The following is a 20241-nucleotide window of genomic DNA, read 5'->3' on the forward strand; positions in this document are numbered from 1 at the left end:
GCTCCGTGATCTCGATTCCGTCGCTCTGCTCAAAAAATCCAACGCTTAGGACGATATGTCCGCTAAGCGTAAGCGAAGCTTCGGCTTCTCGAAATTGCGCTTTAAACTTGGTGGAGCCGCATAGTGTAATCACCTGCATGGCACACCCTCCTTTGGCTATATTCATGCTTTAAATGGTTCTCGATCTGGCCAGTGCTCAGCGGTCAAACACCCCCCATGAATATCATGATGCAAGCCATCGTCCAAGGCAAGAAGAAGCCCTCCGGTATGGAGAGACTTCTGCCTAATGGTTGTATGGGGAATCCCCTATCCCTCAACGAGCCAAGATCAATCATTTCCGTAGATGGGTGCATCTCCCCATGCTTCACTCTTCAAACGATAAATTGGCGGGCTCCTCAAGCAGCTCATAGTGAAAATCGAGGTTCGTCGTCGGTACGCTGAGATCCACCTCTTCAAAGCGGAAGCTGTCTACCCACACCTTCCCTGCCCCCATCAGCAGAACACCGATCGAGATCGTCGCGCTGTCCTCGGGTACGTCGAGCACGATCGTATAGTGATTCCAGTGCGTGCTGCCTACGATGCGCCGGTCATTCATATTATCGAACTGGAGCACGTCTTCGGCGCGATTGTCGACGCGCATCCACAGCCCGCAATAGTCCTTCACGTTTTCGGTTTTGACAAATCCGGAGAACCGCATCCGCTTGCCCGCATACTTGCCGGCTTTGAACTGCTGCATCATGGTAGCAAAAGCTCCATCCTCCATCGGCGTAAGGGCTCTTAAGTAACCCGAGGTGCTTCCTTGGTGGACGGTGGTCCGGTCGACGCCGATCTCATAATCTTGAGGGTGGCTTCCGCTTAGGAACCAGCCTTTTAATGCGGATTGCGTTTGCTGCTGCATATGATCCTCTCCTTTTTGGTAGCTTGAGTGTTGAGCGTGAACCGCAAAGATTTTACGGTAACGCCCCGGCGGCATGCCGTACAATTTTTTGAATGCTCTCGTAAACGACTCCTGACTCTCGAAGTGGCAGTGCAGGGAAATGTCGATAATCGCAGCCTCAGTGTGCAGCAGGAACTGCGCCGCATAACAGAGCCTTCGTTTTCTAAGGTAATCCGCGATGTTCATGCCGACCTCCCTCCGAAACAAGCGGTGGAAATGATACGGCGAAAAACCGGCATAGGATGCAATATCCGCGAGGGTCAGCTGCTCCTCCAGATGCTGCTCCATGTACGCGATGCTCTTTTGGATAATACGCTGGGTACTCAAGGTCAGGCCCTCCTTTGTTATTAAGGATACCAAAAGGGACCAGGGCGTTTTTGATCTTTTTTGCCAACATAAGAAAACTGTCGGTCAGCGCATGTTCTCGGAGGTCTTGCCGGAAATAGCGGAGGTAGCGAGATAGCGGAGACCCTCTGCTTGCGATTCAGGTACGCTCATCCTTTGAAGCCCCATTGTTCTCATATAAAAAAGCTCCTTCGATTACGAAAATCGAAGGAGCTTAAATTGCATAACGGGAATTCCCCGTTCCCCGGTTTTATCGGCACAACCGCACTATCCCTGCGGCTTCAGCCGAACGGTGCGCTTGGTGCTTGCGGACTCGTACGCTGCAATGGCAACCCGGGCGGAGAGATAGCCGTCTTCCCCGGTAATTTCGACCGGCTTGCCGTCGCGGATGCTTTCGACAAAGCTGTTGACGAGACCTTCGTCCATATCATCGCCCCAGAAGCTCCACGACGCTTTACCGGTCACATCGCTGTATACATCGTTTTTCTGGGCAAAAGAATCAATGTTCAGCACGCCTTTGGTGCCGATGATCTCAAGCGTTACGTCCCCCCATGTCGGGAAGGTGCGGTTGCGGGACCAGCTTGGGTCCAGCACGGCCACGACGCCGTTCGCGAATTTGACGTGGACCATGCCGGCGTCGTCAATCTCGGTATCGTTGAACAGCGTTTCCGCATGGGCGTACACTTCCTCGGCCTTGCTGCCGGTAAACCAGTGCATCAGATCCATCACATGGACGGTATGATCCAATACGGCGCCGCCGCCCGATTTCTCCCGTTCAATGAACCAGCCGCCCGGCATGGTTCCCCGGTTGGTTCCCTTCATAGCCAAAATGTCGCCGATCTGCCCTGCGTCAATCGCTTCCTTCGCCTGGCGCACGGACGAAATATATCGGCAAGGAAAAGCGGTCATGAGCTGAACGCCGTTATCCTTGCATACCTGAATCATCTCCAGCATCTCGGCTTCCGATAGGCCCAGCGGCTTCTCGCAAAGCACGTGCTTGCCCGCCGCTGCGGCGCGTTTGGTAATTTCCGCATGACGCGCGTTCTCCGAACAAATGACAACGGCATCCAGTTCTTGTGCCAGCAATTCATTATAGTCGGCATAATACGGAATCCCCCGGTCCACGGAGTAAGGACGAACGCGCTCCGCGTCTTCATCCGCGATTCCGATCACCTCGACGTCATCCCGCTTCAGCATGCCAAAGAGATAGCTTGCCGCATGCATATGGGCAAAGCTGATAAACCCTACTTTCACCTTTTTCATGAAACCGTCCCTCCGATCATCACGGGCTGTCCAGTTTGTGCCGATTGCTCCGCTGCCTGAGCGATTTCAACGGCGTAGCAAGCATCCTTGATGCTGACGAGCGGCTCGCTGCCGTTTCGGATGCACTCGATAAAATGCTGCACCTCGTTATAATAAGGGTCATGGAGGCTCGGACTGGAAGGAACCTGCACAGCAGCTCCCTCCCCGGCCTCGGCGCTAGCCAATTTCAAGTCCAGGGACTGTACCTGATTGCTGTCGAATCGTACGATGCCTTGGTCTCCCGAGATCTCGAACTGCGTCGTAAATGGACCGGGATACCCCCAATATCCGGTTAGACTCGCGATGGCGCTATTTTTAAAATGAAGTGTAAGCTGGGCGTACTCCATCTGCGGCTCGGCCTGCTTCACGGTCGAAGCATAAACCGACTCCACTTCCCCGAACAGCCAGCAGGCAAAATCGATGTCATGAATCATCAGATCCATGATGACGCCGCCGCTCTTGCCAGGGTCGTTGTACCATCCATCCATTCCCTGCGGGTAGGAACCGTACCGCTTAAAGTGAGCCATCTTCGGCGTTCCGATATTGCCCGAGCGGGCCTGCCGATAGGCATCGTGATAGTTCGGGAAGAACCGGACGACATGTCCGATAAACAACCGGACTCCGTGCTTCTCGCAGGCCGCCTTCATCTCCTGCGCATCCTCCAGCGTTAATGCTGCCGGCTTTTCGCAGATGACATGCAGCCCTTTTTCAGCCAGTTTCAGCACAAACGGTTTGTGGAGATAGGTGGGCAGACACACCGCAACCGTTTCCAAATCTTTTTGTTCAAACAGCGACTCTACATCCGTGTATGCCTTCGCCCCGGTCAAAGCTGCAGCGCGCTCCGCTCGTTCGGCGTTTATATCAACCACGCCCGTCACCGTTACTCCCGGCATTTTCGCCAAATTGTGCGCATAGGCCGTCCCCATCGTGCCGCAGCCCAATATCGCTATGTTCATGCTTATCCCTCCAGTATGCCTATAATGACATGGATCATCAGGTGATGCCGTATCCGCCGTCCGCGATACCGCCCACCCTGTTACATTCTTCATGTAACATGACATTCCTGCCTGTATTCCTCAGGATTCGTGCTTTTTTGAACTTATGCCGCTAACTTGGTAAAGTGTATATATAGAGCAGAGAGAAAGGGTGTAGCGAGAACATGTCAGAACTTGTCGTACAAACGAAAGACGGGCGCATTCAAGGCCTTACGGAAAACGGAGTGCGCGTATGGAAGGGAATTCCCTATGCGAAGCCACCGGTTGGCCCGCTGCGGTTCCGTTCTCCTGTGCCCCCCGATTCATGGAACGGGATTAGAGAAACTACCGCTTTCAGTCCCATGTGCCTTCAGCCGCTTGAATCCACATCCAGCATGCTTGGCGGCGGCGTGACCAAGACGGTATCCGAGGATTGCCTATATCTCAATGTGTGGGCACCCCGGAACATGCCGGCGGAGCCGCTGCCCGTCATGGTATGGATTCACGGGGGCGCTTTTGTCACAGGCTCGGGCAGCTTGCCAAGCTATAACGGCGCGCCCTTCGTTCTCCGCGGAGACGTGATCGTGGTTACCCTCAATTACCGGCTGGGTCCCCTCGGCTTTCTCCATCTCTCTCCATACGGCGAAGCCTATTCCTCCAATACCGGTTTATTGGACCAGGTCGCTGCCCTGGAATGGGTGCGGGACAATATCGCGGCCTTCGGCGGCGATCCGGAGCGGGTTACGGTATTCGGGGAATCAGCGGGCAGCATGAGCATTGCAGCGTTACTGGCGATGCCTGCAGCCAAGGGACTGTTCCACCGGGCGATCATGGAGAGCGGCGCTGCCCAGGTCATGGTTCCGGAACAGGCACGGATGATAACGGCCGGCTTGCTTAAAGAGCTGGGCATTACGCCTGACAAAATCCATCAGCTGGATTCCCTGACAGGCGAGTCGATATTCGAAGCCGGGGAAAGGCTGAAGAAGCAGATCGGACCCGGCGTCAACATGATCTTTCAGCCGGTTCTGGATCCGGACACTTTGCCGCATGATCCGCTGCAGGCCATTCAATCGGGATGGGCCAAGGACGTACCGATCCTGATTGGGACGAATCTCGATGAAGGGGCTTTGTTCTTCCGGCCGGACATGCCGCTTGTGAAGGAAGACGTCCTTGTCCGCACCGTGGAGATGATGACCGGCATTGAGGATGCCGCCCCCATCACCAAGGAATACCCGTACAGCATCGACGGACATGCCCAGATTATGACCGATCTGTACTTCTGGCGCTCGGCCCTGCAATTCGCTTCCGCACAGTGCAAACACGCGCCGGTATGGATGTATCGGTTCGATTGGACCTTGCCGGACCATCCGGTGCTCGGCAAAGCGATGCATGCGCTGGAAATCCCGTTTGTATTCAACACGCTGGCGCTGTTTGAGAACATCGGCGTTCAAGTCGATGCGGCCACGCAAGCCCTGTCGGACCGGATCCAGGATGCCTGGATTGCCTTTGCGCGGAACGGCTCGCCGGATACGGAGGCGCTGCCGTGGCCAGCTTATGATCCGGCTTTGCGTTCAACGATGATATTCAACAACGACAGCAGGATCATCGAGGACCCGGATGCGGAGAAGCGGAACATGCTGCAATTATAATAGCGACACGTCATGAACCAGGGAATCCTTTATCGATTGGAACCCTGGTAGCATCAAAAAAGCTGTATTCCAGGCATGACAGCATGCCGGAATACAGCTTTTCGTTATGATGGGTCGTACAAGGACTTACTGCTGATTGCGGGCTCCGCAGCCCCCTGCTGCAGCGAAGGACTGAGAGGACTAAGTGCTCCTAAGAAATGCGTAGCCGCCTTATTTTACAGCCCCCTGCGTAATGCCGTTGATGATCCACTTTTGCGCGAACAGATAGATGATGATCATCGGCAGCATCGCCATCAGATAGGAGGCAAAGGCCAGATTGAAGTCCGTGTTGAACTGCCCTTGGAATATATACTGCACCAATGGCAGCGTGTAGGAATTCGTATCGCTGATAATGATGAGCGGCAGCAGGAAGTCATTGTAGGTCGAGAGGCAGATCAGAATGCCCACCGTCGCATTGATCGGGGCCATGATCGGGAATATGATTCTCCAGAATGTTCCCCAAGTCGACGTGCCGTCCACTCGGGCCGCTTCCTCCAACGCAACCGGGATGGATTTAATATAACCTACGTACACAAATACGTTAAACGCCAAGGCATAAACGGTATGCAGGATGGTGAGCCCGACCAGATTCGTCATATGGAACCCGGCCGTCAGCTTGACCAGCGGCAGCATAATGATCGGGAACGGAATGAACATCGCGCTGATGAAATAGAAGTACAAGCCTTTGAAGAACTTCCGGTTCATATTGCGGGCAATGGCATACGCGACGAGCGAATTCGTCAGCAGGGTCAGCACCACCGTGGCCGTTGTCACCATGGCGCTGTTGCCCAGCGCATTGAAGAAATTCGTCATTTTTATGGCGTTCGCGAAATTCTCGAAATGCAGGTCTTTCGGCAGGCCGAACACCGATGCCAGCATGTCCTCCGGCGTTTTGAGCGCAATCGTAATCGTCATATACAACGGGAACAGGATCAATATCGTTCCCAATGTGATGAGAATCATCACCGTCCAGTTGGTTTTCGTCCGCATTACATGTCCCCCTCTCTTCTCTGCAGGAACCGAATCTGCACAATGGATATCGTGGCAATCAGGATGAAGTAGATCACGGAGTTAGCCGATTGGTAAGCAAACTCGCCTCCCTCGAAGCCGCCGGTATATATCAGGTGAGAGATGGACTGCGTTGCCCGCCCCGGGCCGCCGTTGGTGAGGGCTACGATCTGATCGAAGACCATCAGTGAATTCTTCATCGCCAGCACCATGTTGATCGTAAAGAACGGCGCGATCAGCGGGAACGTTATTTTCCAGAACTCCTGCCACCGGTTCGCTCCGTCAAGATTGGAAGCCTCATAAAGCGTACCGGGAATGGTCTGGAGCCCGGCAAGATACAGAATCGTGTTGTAGGCAATGCCCTGCCATACCGCGACCACCACGATGCCGATCCAAGCATGCTGTTCACTGCCCAGGATATTGGTCGACAACCACCCGATCCCCAGGTTCTGTCCCCAAATGGTGAACACATTCGAGAACAGATAGTTGAATATGTAACCTACAATCAGCACGCTCAGAATATTCGGAAGAAAATAGATGCCCCGAAAGAAATTCCTCGCCTTGATTCTGGCGTTCAGGCCCATGGCAATCAGCAGACTGAAAATGTTGATGAGGATGGTGACGACGACCGCGAATTTGAATGTGAACCAATACGCATTGCCCACGTTGCCATCCTTGAACAGATTGACGTAATTCTTGAAACCGATGAAGTCGAAGTTATCGCCGAATCCGTTCCAGTTCGTGAAGGAGTAATACACCCCCTGCAAAGCCGGCAGCGTCAAAAATACGAAGAACAGCACGACCGCCGGCACGGTCATCAAGTAATAAGGCATAAGCCGCTTGTTCATGTTGGGTCCTCCTCAATGCTTCTTGGATATCGTGTGAAGAAAATACCGCCTTCCGCCCGTTAACGCCTGTCAGCTACCTTGTCCCATTCGGTGTCCAGCTTCTTCAGATACCCGTCGATATCCCCGTTCTGGAGGAAGGATTGGATCACCGAGTTCAGCTGCACCGCCGCGGGAATGTAGTGGTCGGCAAAATCGATGACCTGGCCCCGCTCCAGATATGGCAGCAGCTCTGCGACGGCGGGATCCTCCTGCTTCACGCCCTCCACGGTGGAGAACAGCGTTTGCTCCGTTATATATTGCTTGCTATTCTCAGGCTCCAGCAGAAATTGAATGAAACGCTGAGCCTCCTCTTTATGCTTCGAATCCTCGGAAATAGCCAGTAAGGTATCCACGCCCGAAATCAGTTTGTTCTCCTCCGGACGATCGCCAGTCGGCAGCGGAAAGAAGCCGATCGGCGCATCCGGATTCGCCTTCCGGATTTCCGGTATGGCCCAGGTTCCCTGGATATACATGGCGGATTCTCCCCTCGCGAAATCCCGGTTCCCGTCCGCGTAGTTTTTGCCGAAGTTGTCCCCATGGCCATAATCCATCAGCGCGAGCTGCTTCTCCGCAATCTCCCGGTATTTCTCGGCAAACGTTACGGTGCCTTCCCGCCGATCCATGTAAAATTCAATGCCTTCCAGGTTGGAAGCCAATGCGTTAAACGGCAGCACCGTCTGCCAATCGTCTTTATATGTGAAATAAAACGGGATTTTCCCCGCATCCTTGGCCTTCTGCGCCGTAGCCAGCAGCTCGTCCCAGGTCTTGGGAACGCTGAGCCCCAGCTCCTTGAAAATTTCCTTATTGTACATGACGCCGTTAGCGTTAGTGGAATAGGGAATGCCCGTAACCTCGTCCATGCCAGCTACGTCCTTCAGCATCTGGACATAAGTCTCATCCACCCGGCTCAGCAGCGGGTTATCCGTCAAATCCATAAATATGCCGCTTTGGGCCAGCAATGAATACGTATCGGTTGCCCCCATGCCGATAATGTCGGGAATGTCATTCTTGACGACCCTTGTCTTGAGCACCGTCTCCGCATCCGGCGGATTTACCTGAACCACCTTGATCTCGGATTGGGACTCGTTAAATTTCTCGATGAGTGCATCAAAGGAGCCTTTCGCTTCAGGCTTGTTCTGAAAAAACTCAATCTGCACGCGTCCTGAGTCCTCTTGAGCGCCGCAAGCGGTCAGCATCCCTACGGTCATCAAACACGCCGCAATCCATTTAGCTAGCTTCATGGTCTGCCCCCCGTTTCCTATCCTGATGTTATATGGTCGATGTCCATGTTAATTTACTACCCTATTTGCTTGGTTGGTAAACCTCCCGGACGCCGAGGCGACGCTCTCTTCACCTAATGGGACAAAACAAAAAAGCCAGCAGATCAGGCTCTTCAACCTGATCTGCTGGCAAGGATTGGCTATCTGTTTATAGCCTGATCCAACCTACTCCAGCCATTTTTTATGAATGTCCGCAAACTTGCCTTGCAGCTTCATTTCGTCGATCCACATTTCCAGATAGCTTGCATATTCAAAGTCGCCGCGAGGAATCATGTAGCCTTTTTCGCTGTTCGTGAACGGCTTGTCCGTCAAAGCGGCATACAGTCTGGAATCCGCCTTCGCATACGTAATCGCTTCGATTGTATCGGTGATCATCACGTCATACGTACCGTCTGCTACCAAATGCGGGATATCCAGGTTGTTCGGAACAACCGTCACATTCGCTTTGGTCAAGTGCTCGCGCACGAATACTTCGTTCGTTCCGCCCGGATTCACGCCGATGCGAACCGAGGGTTTATTGATATCTTCAACCGTCAGGTATTTGTCTTTGTCTTCTGCACGGATCAATGGAGCTTTACCGAAGGAAATGTACCCTTGGGATACATAAGCCGTTTTTTGTCTAGCCGTGTTGCGGGTAACGCCGCCCACTGCGATGTCGAACTTATCAGCCTGCAAGTCCTTCATCATGTTGGACCAAGTCGTGTTGACGTAGCGTACTTCCACGCCAAGGTCTTTACCGAGCTCTTCCATGGCGTCAACATCATAACCTTCATACTCTTTTGTAGCAGGATTCAAATATGTAAACGGTTTGTAATCCCCTGTCATACCAACCCGGATGTAGCCTCTTTCGATAATTTCGTCAAGCTGGGAAGCCGCTTGCTTCTTCAGTTGACCAGGTGCATTGGTCGAAGCGGATTTAGCCGATACTTCCGGCGATGTAAGGACCTCGTTTGCCGCAAAGCCCGTTGCTACCAATGATAAGCTGACTACCCCTGCTATTAATACCTTTTTCCAATTCTTAGCCATGTTTTCGTTTCCTCCAGTTTTCTTCTAGTTGTACTTCTTGATGCCCCTTGGTTGGCAGTGGCATCGATCTGCCTTAAACACGCTGAACCTCTTCTTGCTTGTACTTTCTCTGACTTACTGCTTCGCATGCTTGCGATTCGAACCGTTTCCTTCCAGGCATCCCCCCTCTCAAGTCCCCTTACGCACAGGTCCGTAAGATCCAGGGAATGCTAGAGACTGAATTTGCCAAGCTCTTTGCTGAGCTCTTGAGCAACCGTCTCCAGTTGTTTAACGGAGTTTGAAATCTCCTTGATGGTTGCAATCTGATCTTCCATCGCAGCCGTCACGTTCTGTGCGTCATTGGAAGTCAGATCCGCAATGGATTTCAGCTCTTCAACCGAAGCGCTGACCTGTTCCGATCCAGCGGACATTTCTTCGGATGCCGCCGATACTTCCAGAATGTGATCCGCCACGTTGCGGGTCGCATTCAGAATGTTATCGAATTTCTCGCGCACATCTTCAATCAACGCAATGCCGTCCTGTACATCCTTACGGCTGACGTCCATGACCTGTACCGCGTTGATCGTGTCCTCGCGTATTTCCGTAATCAGCTTCGCGATCTGATCGGTCGAAACCTCGGACTGTCCAGCCAGCTTCTTGACTTCTTCAGCCACGACCGCAAAGCCGCGTCCGTGCTCGCCCGCTCTGGCAGCCTCGATGGAAGCGTTCAGGGACAGCAGACGGATCCGGGAGGTGACTTCCGTGATAAAGCTCAGAATTTGTTCGATTTCCGAGGAACGCTCATTCAAACGCTCAATGGCCGTGCCCACCTTGGACGTACCTGCGCCGATGTTGCCGATCTGTTTCACGGCTTGCTCAACGACAACCGATCCGGTCTCCGCTTGGCTGGCAGCTTCCTGCGCGGCTTCGGACACCATCGAGGACGTCTCGGCGATTTTGACGATCCCGCTGGCCATGTCGCTCATGGACGTCGCGATTTCGTTGGAGCTTGAGGCGTGGGCTTGCGCACCGCTGGCAATCTGGCGAATGGAGGACCCGATTCGGTCCACGCTGTCCATGGCCGTATCCACCCCGCTCGAGACGGTTTCCGTAACCGACATGACCTGGCGGGAGGAATCGTTCACGCCGAGGACCAAATGCTTCAGATGCGATACCGTCTGATTAAAATCACTCGAAAGTACGGCCACCTCATCCTTGCCGCTAACCTGAATGGTCTTGGTCAAATCGCCTGCCGCGACTTCCTTCACAGCCGTATTGAGCCTGCGGATCGGCCGGACGATCTGGGCCGTGAACCAAATTGCTGCAGCGGCGGATACGACCAGGGCGGCAACCGAGATAATGACTAACGTAAACGACATCTCCTTGATCGGAGCATTCAGCTCATGGGTCGGTGCCGTCACGAAGACCCCCCAGTTCAAGTTGGACGGTGCATAAGCCGCCGAATACTCGGTACCTTCCAATACATAATCGAACTCGCCTGGTCTGCCCTGGCTGACCTCTTCGTAGGCCTTCGTCAATTCGGCGCTGTCAACGTCCTTCACGTTTGATTGAAGGACAAGCTCCTCTTGCGGATACCACATGAACGTCCCCGATTTGCTCAGAAGAAAAGCATATCCGGTGTCTCCGAACGTTTGGGAGGATACCGTTTTTTGTACTTCGTTAATTGGAAGGGTGGAGCCCATGTAGCCGTACTGTTTTCCATCCTTCATCAGCGGAATGATCATCGTAACGATGTTGTTGCCCGTCCGCTTGGATAGCACCGGCTCCGACACGACCAGCTTGCCTTCGCCCTTCCCGGCTTCCTGATAATGGACGCGGTCGGACACGTCGGTCACCTCGCCCAGAAAGTTAATGACGTTCTTCCCCGTCAAATCGTACGAGAAGAAGAAGGTCTCAAATTCCTTGTTCACTTCCTGCGCAGCCTGAATCAACTGCAGATCTTGCTCTTTGTTACCCGTAATGAATTTCCCGATGCTTTCCACCTTGGCAATCTCTACATCAAGAAACTGGTCGATCTGAAGCGCCAGCTTCTCCGCGCTAAGCTGCGCTTCCTTGTCCAGGCTCTCCTGCAGCAAGTCAGATGACCGACTGTAAGTTACGGCAAAAACGGATCCAAGACTGACTAGCAAGAGCAAACAAATCATTGTAATCATCTTTTGCTTAAGACTCTTTAGCATGCTGTAAATCCTCCCCCAATAAGTAGCGCTTTGGTCCTATCCGATCATTCGTCCAAAATTTTTGCAAGTGCTCTTTTTTCTGTAAGGACTTTCTCTCCACATACAAAAACGAACAGGCAATGTCGAAAAATGTTGGTGTAAAATGGGGAGATAAGACTCCGCTTTATAAGTTATCGGTAGCATTTGTCCAATATTTGAGAGTTTGGCGAAACTTTTTACATAATTCGACTTTTAGGTCGTTTATGTAAAAATAGATGGGTGATAGTTCTAAATGCCTATTTTAAATGAAAGAAATTACATATATCTTTAGACCTTGTTGGCGATCGGCTGCGGCGGCACCACCCTCAGTCTTTGGGGCGGCTGGCCGTCTCCGAAAGCCGCGCGGAATCACAGCTGCAGAAAAGCCAAAAAGGCTGCCCCATTGAAGCAGAAGGATCTGCTTGAGGGACAGCCTTATTTCATTCGTCGACCCTTAACCTGCCTTAATGGACAAATAAGGATCTTTGTTCGTTGTAAACATGGAGCAGCGTATAGCGGCTGTATCGAACCTTGTGGGCTTCAGCCAGGCTTCGTTCCAGCAGCTCATCGCCGATCGGAAGCTCCGACACCCCGGCCGGGCCGCCTACCATGCGCATCAGGTCGCCCAGCACTTCCGGCTCCGGGAGCTGCGTAATATGCGACCGGATGTCGTTCCACTGCAGCGCCATTCGCCGTTTTATATCTTCCGCGCCCGGGGAGGAGCCTCCATTCAGCTCAATCCCCTGCTCTCCGATACGATGATACAGCTTCGAGATTTCCACGCAAGCGGCTCCTACTTTGGCACCGTGCAGCAGCTGTTTCTTCCCTAGACGGATAAACTCCATCTCCCAATAATGGGACAGGTGATGCTCCGAACCCGAAGCCGGATGGGATTGGCCGAACAGCAGCATCGCCAGGCCGGATTCGACGAGCGCCCCCATCAAGATGCGTACGCCATCCTCGCTCCGCTTCGCAATCTGTTCCACCGCGTTCACGCACTGGCTGAGCGCGGATTTCGTCATATCCGCCGAAATTTTCAAATATGGCTCGTCGGCCACCAAACTGCCGAACTTCCAGTCGAACAGCGATGTGTACTTGCCCAGCATATCCCCGAATCCGGCGGCGGTTAACTGGGAGGGAGCAGCCATGAGAATATCGACGTCCGCGAATATCGCGCTTGGTCCGATGGCCGGAATCGTTATCTTCTCGCCCCGTACAATGACTGGCGCTCCCTTGGAATTAAATCCATCCACCGATGCGGCCGTAGGTATGGAGATGAACGGAACGCCCGCGGTATAGGCGGCGTAACGGCTAATATCGTGAATCGTCCCTCCGCCTACCGCCAGCACCGCCTTCGCTCCGCTATGCTGGATATCCAATATGACCTGGATCAGGGATACTTCATCCGCGATGACATCTCCCTTCCGATCCGGAAGCAGCCGGGTGACCTGGACCCCAATCGAGGATTTCGCGAGCAGATTCAAAAGCCTCTGGCCCGCTTGGTCATAGGTATTGCCGTCCACGACCATGACCACCGAGGTCCACCTTTTCGTCTCAAGGTAGCCCGCCACCTCGTCTAATGCTCCGTGCTGGATCTGAACCAGCTCTACTTCGTCCAGATTCGCAAGCTGATGGGCCGGTAAATCCGCTGCTAGACTCCGGACATTCGATAAAATGGAGGTCATATCCGCGCACCCTTCTTTCCGGTTACCGCCATCGCCGGCAGCGGGTCATTGCAGGTCATGCCGGTAACCCCGCACTCCAGCGAATACCGGACGCCCTGCTCATCGTCCGGGCAATAGCTCCAGACCAGCAGACCCTGTGCCTGGAACCCGGCAACGAGTTCCGGCGTAAGCAGTGACATCTCCACGCCGATCCCCCACATTTTGGCGTAGGTGCCCTCCTCTCCGAAGTCAAAGCCGGACATTTTCTCGCCCGGAAACCCCTGAGTCTTTTGGCCATGCGTTTCATGGATATAGGTCAGAACCTGAGCATCGAAGCAGGTGAATACGCAGCGCGGCAGGTACCCGTACCGGTTCAGTATGTCCATCGCCAGGTCGGCGGCCTCTTGGGCATCGGGACTGGGCTTAATCTCCACGTTGCATAGAACCTCGGGGTATTCCCGAAGCAGTTCGCAAAGCTCCGTAAGCGTCGGGATCTTCAAGCCTTCGAATTCCCGGGCAAACCAGCTGCCCGCATCCAAAGCCTTCAGCTCCGCAAGCGTATAATCCCTTACCTCGCCGGCACCATTGGTCGTACGCTGAACCGTCGCATCATGGATAACCACCACCTCCTTATCCTTCGTCAGCCGAAGATCAAACTCCAGCATGTCAACGCCTAACTCCAGTGCCTTGCGAAAGGCCAGCAGCGTATTTTCCGGATAAGCCGATTTATACCCGCGATGTGCAGCCACCATCATAGAGGATGGTTCCCGTAGTCGTTCGATCATATATCCTGCCACTCCTTTACCTGTTGTTATTGGGCCAGAATCCGCTCCGTCTCTTTCTTGAAGGTATCCAGTGTTGCCGGGATATCCTTGCTGTCATACATGATCGCTTCCATGGCCGAGAAGAACTCATGCATAATCTCAGGCCATGCCACATCCTTATTGGTATCTGTAGCGAATTCCAGCTGATCATAGGCGACTTTGCGGTTCGGTTCTTTGGCCCACAGTTCTTGGATCTTATCTGACTCCACCATCTTCTTCGTGAAAGGCAGGTAACCGGATTGCAATATAAATTCAAGAGCGCCTTCCTCTTCCATCTCCATCCACCGGATGAACTCCCATGCCGCTTCCTTGTTTTTGGAAGAAGACAGCATCGTCACATTCGCGCCTCCGGTCGGATTCGCATACACTTCGTCCTTAGGCAGGAATGCCGTCACGTAATCGAAATCCACCGCGCTGGACAATCCGCCGATCGATCCCGTGGATTGGTACATCATCCCGACTTTGCCTTCCACAAACATACTGTTTACGATGTTTCCGGAATCCTGAGCGGGCGGATAATACAAAGCGCCCGTGCTTTGCAGGTCTTTCAGGTAAGTGAACATTTTGGCACCGGCACCGTTATCCGAAAAGCCGATCGACGTATTGTCGTCATTGAAGAACGTGCCGCCGGCTTGCGAAATCATGGCAATCGGATACCAAGTGTCGTAAGGCATCGTGACGCCGTATCGCTTATACTCGCTGCCTTCCTTGACCACCAGCGCGTTCGCGACCTCCTTCATTTCCTCCCATGTCGTCGGGATTTGAAGCCCGAGCTCATCCAGCAGGGTTTTGTTCACGTGCAGGATCGGGGTGGAACGGTTCAGCGGCAGCGACACCAATTGATCATTGAAGGTGGAGTGTCCCATTAAACCGGCAGTGAAGTCGTCTGCGCTGATGCCGGAGCCTTCAAGAAAAGGCGTCAGATCCTCGAGGACCTCCGAATCCGCGAACATCTGGATGTAGGCTCGCTCGAGCATGCTGACATCCGGGCCGGTGCCGGATGCAATGGCCTGCTGCAGCTTGGTTACCGTTTCGTCGTAGCTGCCCTGGAAGGTGCCTACGACTTCGATATCCTCATGGGATGCATTAAAGCGCTGAATGAGCGCGTCCATGTATTCCCCGTTCTTGCCTCCCAGCGAGTGCCAGAACTGTACCGTGGTTTTCCCCTTGTCTCCGGACGGGGCTTCGGTTCCCCCGCTTCCCGGCGCTTCGCCGGGCTCAGCCGAACCTCCTCCACCGCATGCGGCAAGCAAACTGAACAGCAGGATGACGGATAGGCGTGTATACCATTTGGATTTCATGTGATTCATTCCTCCATTAATTATTCGATTATGAATGGCTGAAACCTGTCATTTCCTGTAATTATTTAATGCCTGAATAAACAAATGCCTTCACGATGTGCTTCGAACAGAACAAATAGACAAGCAGGATGGGCACTACCAGAATCACGTTGCCAGCCATGATGATATGCCAGTTGCTGATGCCCTCGGTCTCCCGCAGCATGGCGATCCCCAAGGTCAGCGGCCGGACGGCTGCCGAATCGGTCATGACAAGCGGCCAGAAATAGTCGTTCCAGTGACTGACGAAGCTGAACAGCGCAATGGTGGCAAGTGCCGGCTTCGACATGGGAATCATGATCTTCCGGATGATTTTGAATTCGCTGGCGTTATCCAGACGGGCCGCTTCGATGATTTCCTCCGGAATCTGCATGAAGTATTGCCGCAGCAGGAAGATGCCGAAGGCATTCGAAATGAACGGAATAATCTGCGGGAGCAAGGTTTTGACCAATCCCCAATCCGCCATCATCAGATAAACCGGGATGAACGTAACCTGCCCCGGGATCATGAAGGCCAGTAGGATCATCCCGAACAGCAGCGTTTTTCCCGGGAATTTATACTTGGCAAAAGCATACGCAGCCGGAATCATGATCAGGAACTGCAGTACGATGATGGAGCCGGTGACGACAACCGAGTTCCTGAAATAGGTCAGGAAAGGCCCCGCATTCATCGCTTCCGCGAAATTCCCCCACTGCGGCGAAGCCGGAATCCACGTCGGCGGAAACGTCATCGTCTCCCGGAATGTCTGGAGCGATGTGGAGATCATCCACAGGAACGGAAAGATGAAAATCATGAGCACTGCAGCCTTCAGCAAATAGCCCAGCGCCGTCCATACGATTTTTAAGTCAAAGGTCTTCAAACCGTGCCTCCTTTCTTCGTGGCCAAAGCCTTATAGCCTTATTGATAGTGGACCTTCTTGGATAACAGCCGGAAATAGATGAACGTGAGAAATCCGATAATGGCCATGAGCACAACGCCTGTCGCGGCCGAATAACCGATATTGGTCGTTCGGAATCCGTATATGTAATACACAAGCGTTGTCGTTGCATTGTTCGGTCCTCCGCCTGTCATCACCTGAACGGTGTCGAATACCTTGAAGGAGCCGATCGTCATGATGATGAGAATAAAAAACAGCTGCGGCGAAATCATCGGCAGTGTGATTTTGTAAAACACCTTGAACTTGCTCGCATTATCCAGCGCGGCCGCTTCATAAATGCTCGGCGATATGCTCTGCAAGGCTGCCACGATAATCAGGGTGTAATAGCCGATGGCCTGCCAGACCGACACGATAATGACCGATATCAACGCGGTCTTGGAGCTTTGAAGCCATGCCGACGGCGGGAGTCCAACCAGCTTGAGCAGATAGTTGAGCAGTCCTTGATTCGGCTCCATCAGCCACAGCCAGACCAGCGAGATCGATACGATGGATACGACGTGCGGCGTGAAAATCCCGGCCTGGACGATCGAATTGAAACGGCCTTTCTTGTTCAGCCATACGGCGATCAGCAGGGACAGCAGCATGGTCAAAATGACGACCCCGGCCGTATAGACGGAGGTGTTCCAGAGTGCTTTGTAGAAATCCCCGCGCCCGAGAATCTGCGTGAAATTGTCCAATCCGACAAATTTGCTCTTGTCTTTGTTCATCAGGTTGTATTTGAACAAGCTTAAGTAAATCAAATAACCTACCGGATACATCACGAACAGCAGGATACCCGCCATGGCTGGCGCGATCAGCACATAGGGCCTGATCCCTTCCCAGATCCTCCTCTTATCCATGGGCCAGCCCTCTCAGCCGCTCCATGAACTCCCTGTGGCGGTTGTCCTTCTCGTCCACCCGGTTCTCATCCGGACCGAAGAAAAACAATTGGTCGGCCGGCACGCCGAGACAGACTTGCTGATCGACATGGTATCTGTCATCCGGACATTTCACCATGAATGCATGACCATCGGTCGTCTTCACCTGATAAATCGTCTCGGAGCCCAGCATTTCTCGCGTGATGACCTCGCCCTTGGCCGTGTAGTGAAACGATTCCGGTTCCGTGCCGATCACAACGCTTTCCGGACGGAACCCGAAAGTCGCGCGATCGTCCCCCAGCGGCGCAATGTTCATGGGAGGAACCCCGATGAACTGGGCCGCAAACAGATTGCTGGGCTTGCGGTACACCACCTCGGGCGGCGCCTCCTGCTGAATGACCCCATTGTTCATCAGCACGATGGTATCCGCCATCGACATGGCCTCGATTTGGTCATGGGTCACGTAAACAAAGGTCGTCCCGAGCTTCTTGTGCAGCTCGATCAGCTCGATCCGCATCTGAACCCTCAGCTTGGCGTCCAGATTGGACAACGGTTCATCCATCAGGAAGACGGACGGATCCTTAACCATGGCCCGGGCTAAAGCCACCCGCTGCCGTTGCCCGCCGGACAAGGTGGAGGGCTTGCGGTCTAAATAATCGTTCAGTCCCACGGTTGCCCCTATGGTTTCCACCAGTCGCTTACGCTCGGCTTTGGGAACCTTATTGTTCACGAGGCCGAATTCGATATTCTCGCGGACCGACATCGTCGGGTAAATGGCGTAGTTCTGAAACACCATGGCCACGCCGCGCTTCCCCGGTGCAATGCGCGTGACATCCTTGCCGTCGATCAGAACGGAACCGGAGGTTTGAGGGTCTATGCCCGCGATCATCCTTAGGAGCGTTGTTTTCCCGCAACCTGACGGGCCGACCAGCACGGTGAATTTTCCGTCCTCGATGGTAAGATCCAAGTCCTGTATGACGGTTTGACGATCAAACGACTTGCTCACTTTCACAAATTCAATGGATGCCAAGAGCGATCCCCCTCACCAATGTGTAATGATGCTGTCATGACAAGCGAAAAAATGAACGATTCCATAACATGAAATCCCTTACATGCACCTGATAATAAGTACGCATCAAATGCACATGTAATGATCACTTTTGTTCATTTTTATTTAATTCGATTGTAGATCTGCAATATTAGGAGAGTGTTAGGCCTTCGTACGGATTGTGTAAATTCGCTTCGCAGCAAGGGATTTAACATGGCATTAACATAACGGGAGTACACTAGATAGAAATGGAGCCCATAAGCATAAAAAAGCAAAAGTGCGCATTGTATGTACAAACGCACGCTGCTGCTCATTGTCCAATTAGGAAGGGAGAAATTATCGATTGCTGGCACATGAACGAAAGAAAAGGATCATTGATTACGTAAGGCAGTACCGTACGGCAACGGTTGCCGCCCTGGCATCCGAATTCGGCGTCCACACGGCCACCATTCGCCGCGATCTGGCGGAGATTGAGCAGGAAGGCGCTTTGAAGCGCACGCATGGCGGGGTCATCATGGAGCAATGGACGCATAACGAGCCATCCTTTAATGAACGGACCAACTTTCATCGGGACGAAAAAATACGCATCGGCCAGCTCGCGGCTTCACTCGTGGAAGACGGAGAAAATATCATCATCGATTCGGGGACAACCACCCTTCATATTGCTACGCATCTTGTGCACCGCTCGGATATTACCGTCATAACCAACGATATGAACGTTGCCGTCGAGCTTCGCGATGCTCCGGGCATCAAAGTCATCCTGACCGGCGGGGAGCTGTACCCCTCGAGCTACATGCTAAACGGCATGTTTACCAACCATGTGCTGAAATCCCTGCATGTCGAGAAAGCGTTCATCGGCACCCCTGCCCTGCATCCTCAGCATGGCCTTATGCACCCGGAGGCGCTGCTCGTCCCGGCCAAGCAGAACATGATTCAGGCCGCCGGCGAAATTGTCGTAGTCACCGACCACAGCAAGATCGGCAAGCTGTCCCTGCATACGGTCGCTCCCAACAGCGCTATTCATACTCTCGTTACCGGCAGCGAGGCTTCCGACTCGGATGTCAAGCCTTTTCAGGAACGGGGCATCACCGTTTACAGGGTTTGAGACTAGCAAACTTTGCATACCTTTGCGGACCTTTGCGGACCTTTGCGGACCTTTGTGGACCTTGGCATGCCTTTGCATACCTTCGTATCTTCGCGGACCTTTGCATGCCTTCGTATTTGCGGACATTTGCATATCTTCGTACCTTTGCATGCCTTCGTACCTTTGCATGCCTTCGTACCTTTGCGCACCTGGCATGCCTGAACATACTTCTTGCAGAAAGCACAAAAGGCACCCCGGGGGGTGCCTTTTTCAAGCTGCTGATCGCCAGCGACTTGCTTATTTATATTCCACTGCTATGTTACCCATCCATACTCGCTTTTTTTCGCGATTCCCCGCTTAGACCAATAGAGCAAACAGCAGAGATTCACGGAACGTCTATAAACACAATCGACATGTCATTCAATATGTCCAAAATTCAATGGTCGACAGCCAATCCAAGCATGCCCCGGACTACGCACCGTGCGCACAGGGAGCAGTGCGCACGATGTACTTGTTCTTTGGTATAAGGAATAAGGACTTCCTAACGGACTCAGAATACCTTATTACATAGAAAATAACCCTTTTAGTAACTTTAGCGGACCCAGCGGACCTTATTTGCTGTTTTAATCGGTATTTGCTCCTGTATTTCTCATAATAGCGGATCTGGAGTCCGGTACATTCTGAAAAATCGGGTTATAATCTTGAATAACGGAACTAGGGTCCGCTAAAGCTGACGAAAGTCATGAAATCATCGAATGAAGAACATCGACGGTCAGTGAACCGTGAACCCACAATATTTCTATAGGTAATTCCAACAGCCACCAGGGTCAATGCGTAGCCCACGGAAG

16 protein-coding genes are annotated in these 20241 nt (G+C 53.0%); 2 read left to right on the top strand and 14 right to left on the bottom strand.

All coding sequences use genetic code 11. The features are described 5' to 3' along the window. Window positions 1–364 precede the first annotated feature (364 nt). The 3 genes from HMPREF9412_RS07155 to HMPREF9412_RS07165 form a co-directional block, all read right to left on the bottom strand. Window positions 365–1264, bottom strand: a complete 900-nt coding sequence (locus tag HMPREF9412_RS07155) for a helix-turn-helix domain-containing protein (RefSeq protein ID WP_009590758.1) — start codon at window positions 1262–1264, stop codon at window positions 365–367. Between the two features lie 285 nt (window positions 1265–1549). After that, a complete protein-coding gene (locus tag HMPREF9412_RS07160; protein WP_009590760.1) occupies window positions 1550–2545 on the bottom strand; it encodes a Gfo/Idh/MocA family protein in 996 nt (331 codons plus the stop codon). Continuing rightward, a complete protein-coding gene (locus HMPREF9412_RS07165) occupies window positions 2542–3540 on the bottom strand; it encodes a Gfo/Idh/MocA family protein (RefSeq protein ID WP_009590766.1) in 999 nt (332 codons plus the stop codon). The genes HMPREF9412_RS07160 and HMPREF9412_RS07165 overlap by 4 nt, the downstream gene beginning before the upstream one ends. A 203-nt stretch (window positions 3541–3743) precedes the next feature. On the opposite strand from HMPREF9412_RS07165, the gene HMPREF9412_RS07170 reads away from it, so the two are divergent. After that, window positions 3744–5207 (top strand): carboxylesterase/lipase family protein, encoded by a 1464-nt coding sequence (locus HMPREF9412_RS07170; protein ID WP_009590775.1) that lies wholly within the window; start codon window positions 3744–3746, stop codon window positions 5205–5207. A gap of 210 nt (window positions 5208–5417) precedes the next feature. Here HMPREF9412_RS07170 and HMPREF9412_RS07175 read toward each other — a convergent pair whose 3' ends face one another. The 11 genes from HMPREF9412_RS07175 to HMPREF9412_RS07225 all read right to left on the bottom strand — a co-directional run bounded on the left by HMPREF9412_RS07175 (window position 5418) and on the right by HMPREF9412_RS07225 (window position 18291). Continuing rightward, entirely contained in the window at window positions 5418–6236 is an 819-nt protein-coding gene (locus HMPREF9412_RS07175; RefSeq protein WP_009590769.1) for a carbohydrate ABC transporter permease, read from the bottom strand. Then, on the bottom strand, window positions 6236–7102 hold the full coding sequence (locus tag HMPREF9412_RS07180; RefSeq protein WP_009590746.1) for a carbohydrate ABC transporter permease: 867 nt from the start codon (window positions 7100–7102) through the stop codon (window positions 6236–6238). The genes HMPREF9412_RS07175 and HMPREF9412_RS07180 overlap by 1 nt, the downstream gene beginning before the upstream one ends. A 59-nt stretch (window positions 7103–7161) precedes the next feature. Further along, window positions 7162–8382, bottom strand: a complete 1221-nt coding sequence (locus tag HMPREF9412_RS07185; RefSeq protein ID WP_009590763.1) for an ABC transporter substrate-binding protein — start codon at window positions 8380–8382, stop codon at window positions 7162–7164. Between the two features lie 204 nt (window positions 8383–8586). After that, the gene (locus HMPREF9412_RS07190; RefSeq protein ID WP_009590759.1) at window positions 8587–9447 is read right to left on the bottom strand and encodes a transporter substrate-binding domain-containing protein; all 861 of its coding nucleotides are present in this window, start codon (window positions 9445–9447) and stop codon (window positions 8587–8589) included. Window positions 9448–9656: 209 nt separating this feature from the next. Then, complete coding sequence (locus tag HMPREF9412_RS07195) at window positions 9657–11624, bottom strand: methyl-accepting chemotaxis protein (RefSeq protein WP_009590768.1); 1968 nt, start codon at window positions 11622–11624, stop codon at window positions 9657–9659. 482 nt (window positions 11625–12106) lie between these two features. Beyond that, window positions 12107–13327 (bottom strand): sn-glycerol-1-phosphate dehydrogenase, encoded by a 1221-nt coding sequence (locus tag HMPREF9412_RS07200; protein WP_009590749.1) that lies wholly within the window; start codon window positions 13325–13327, stop codon window positions 12107–12109. Continuing rightward, window positions 13324–14091 (bottom strand): glycerophosphodiester phosphodiesterase family protein, encoded by a 768-nt coding sequence (locus HMPREF9412_RS07205; protein ID WP_009590762.1) that lies wholly within the window; start codon window positions 14089–14091, stop codon window positions 13324–13326. The genes HMPREF9412_RS07200 and HMPREF9412_RS07205 overlap by 4 nt, the downstream gene beginning before the upstream one ends. A gap of 26 nt (window positions 14092–14117) precedes the next feature. After that, complete coding sequence (locus tag HMPREF9412_RS07210; RefSeq protein WP_009590757.1) at window positions 14118–15431, bottom strand: ABC transporter substrate-binding protein; 1314 nt, start codon at window positions 15429–15431, stop codon at window positions 14118–14120. A 61-nt stretch (window positions 15432–15492) separates the two neighbouring features. Continuing rightward, window positions 15493–16326 (bottom strand): carbohydrate ABC transporter permease, encoded by an 834-nt coding sequence (locus tag HMPREF9412_RS07215; protein WP_009590747.1) that lies wholly within the window; start codon window positions 16324–16326, stop codon window positions 15493–15495. Between the two features lie 38 nt (window positions 16327–16364). Further along, window positions 16365–17243, bottom strand: a complete 879-nt coding sequence (locus tag HMPREF9412_RS07220; protein ID WP_009590767.1) for a carbohydrate ABC transporter permease — start codon at window positions 17241–17243, stop codon at window positions 16365–16367. Beyond that, window positions 17236–18291: an ABC transporter ATP-binding protein gene (locus HMPREF9412_RS07225; protein ID WP_009590770.1), complete on the bottom strand. Its 1056-nt coding sequence runs from the start codon at window positions 18289–18291 to the stop codon at window positions 17236–17238. The genes HMPREF9412_RS07220 and HMPREF9412_RS07225 overlap by 8 nt, the downstream gene beginning before the upstream one ends. A 361-nt stretch (window positions 18292–18652) precedes the next feature. Here HMPREF9412_RS07225 and HMPREF9412_RS07230 point away from each other — a divergent pair, with 361 nt between their 5' ends. Beyond that, window positions 18653–19414 carry a DeoR/GlpR family DNA-binding transcription regulator gene (locus HMPREF9412_RS07230; RefSeq protein ID WP_009590753.1) on the top strand — a complete coding sequence of 254 codons (762 nt, stop codon included), beginning with the start codon at window positions 18653–18655 and terminating at the stop codon, window positions 19412–19414. Window positions 19415–20241 lie beyond the last annotated feature (827 nt).

Source organism: Paenibacillus sp. HGF5, from assembly GCF_000204455.1.
GTDB lineage: Bacteria > Bacillota > Bacilli > Paenibacillales > Paenibacillaceae > Paenibacillus_AQ > Paenibacillus_AQ lautus_A.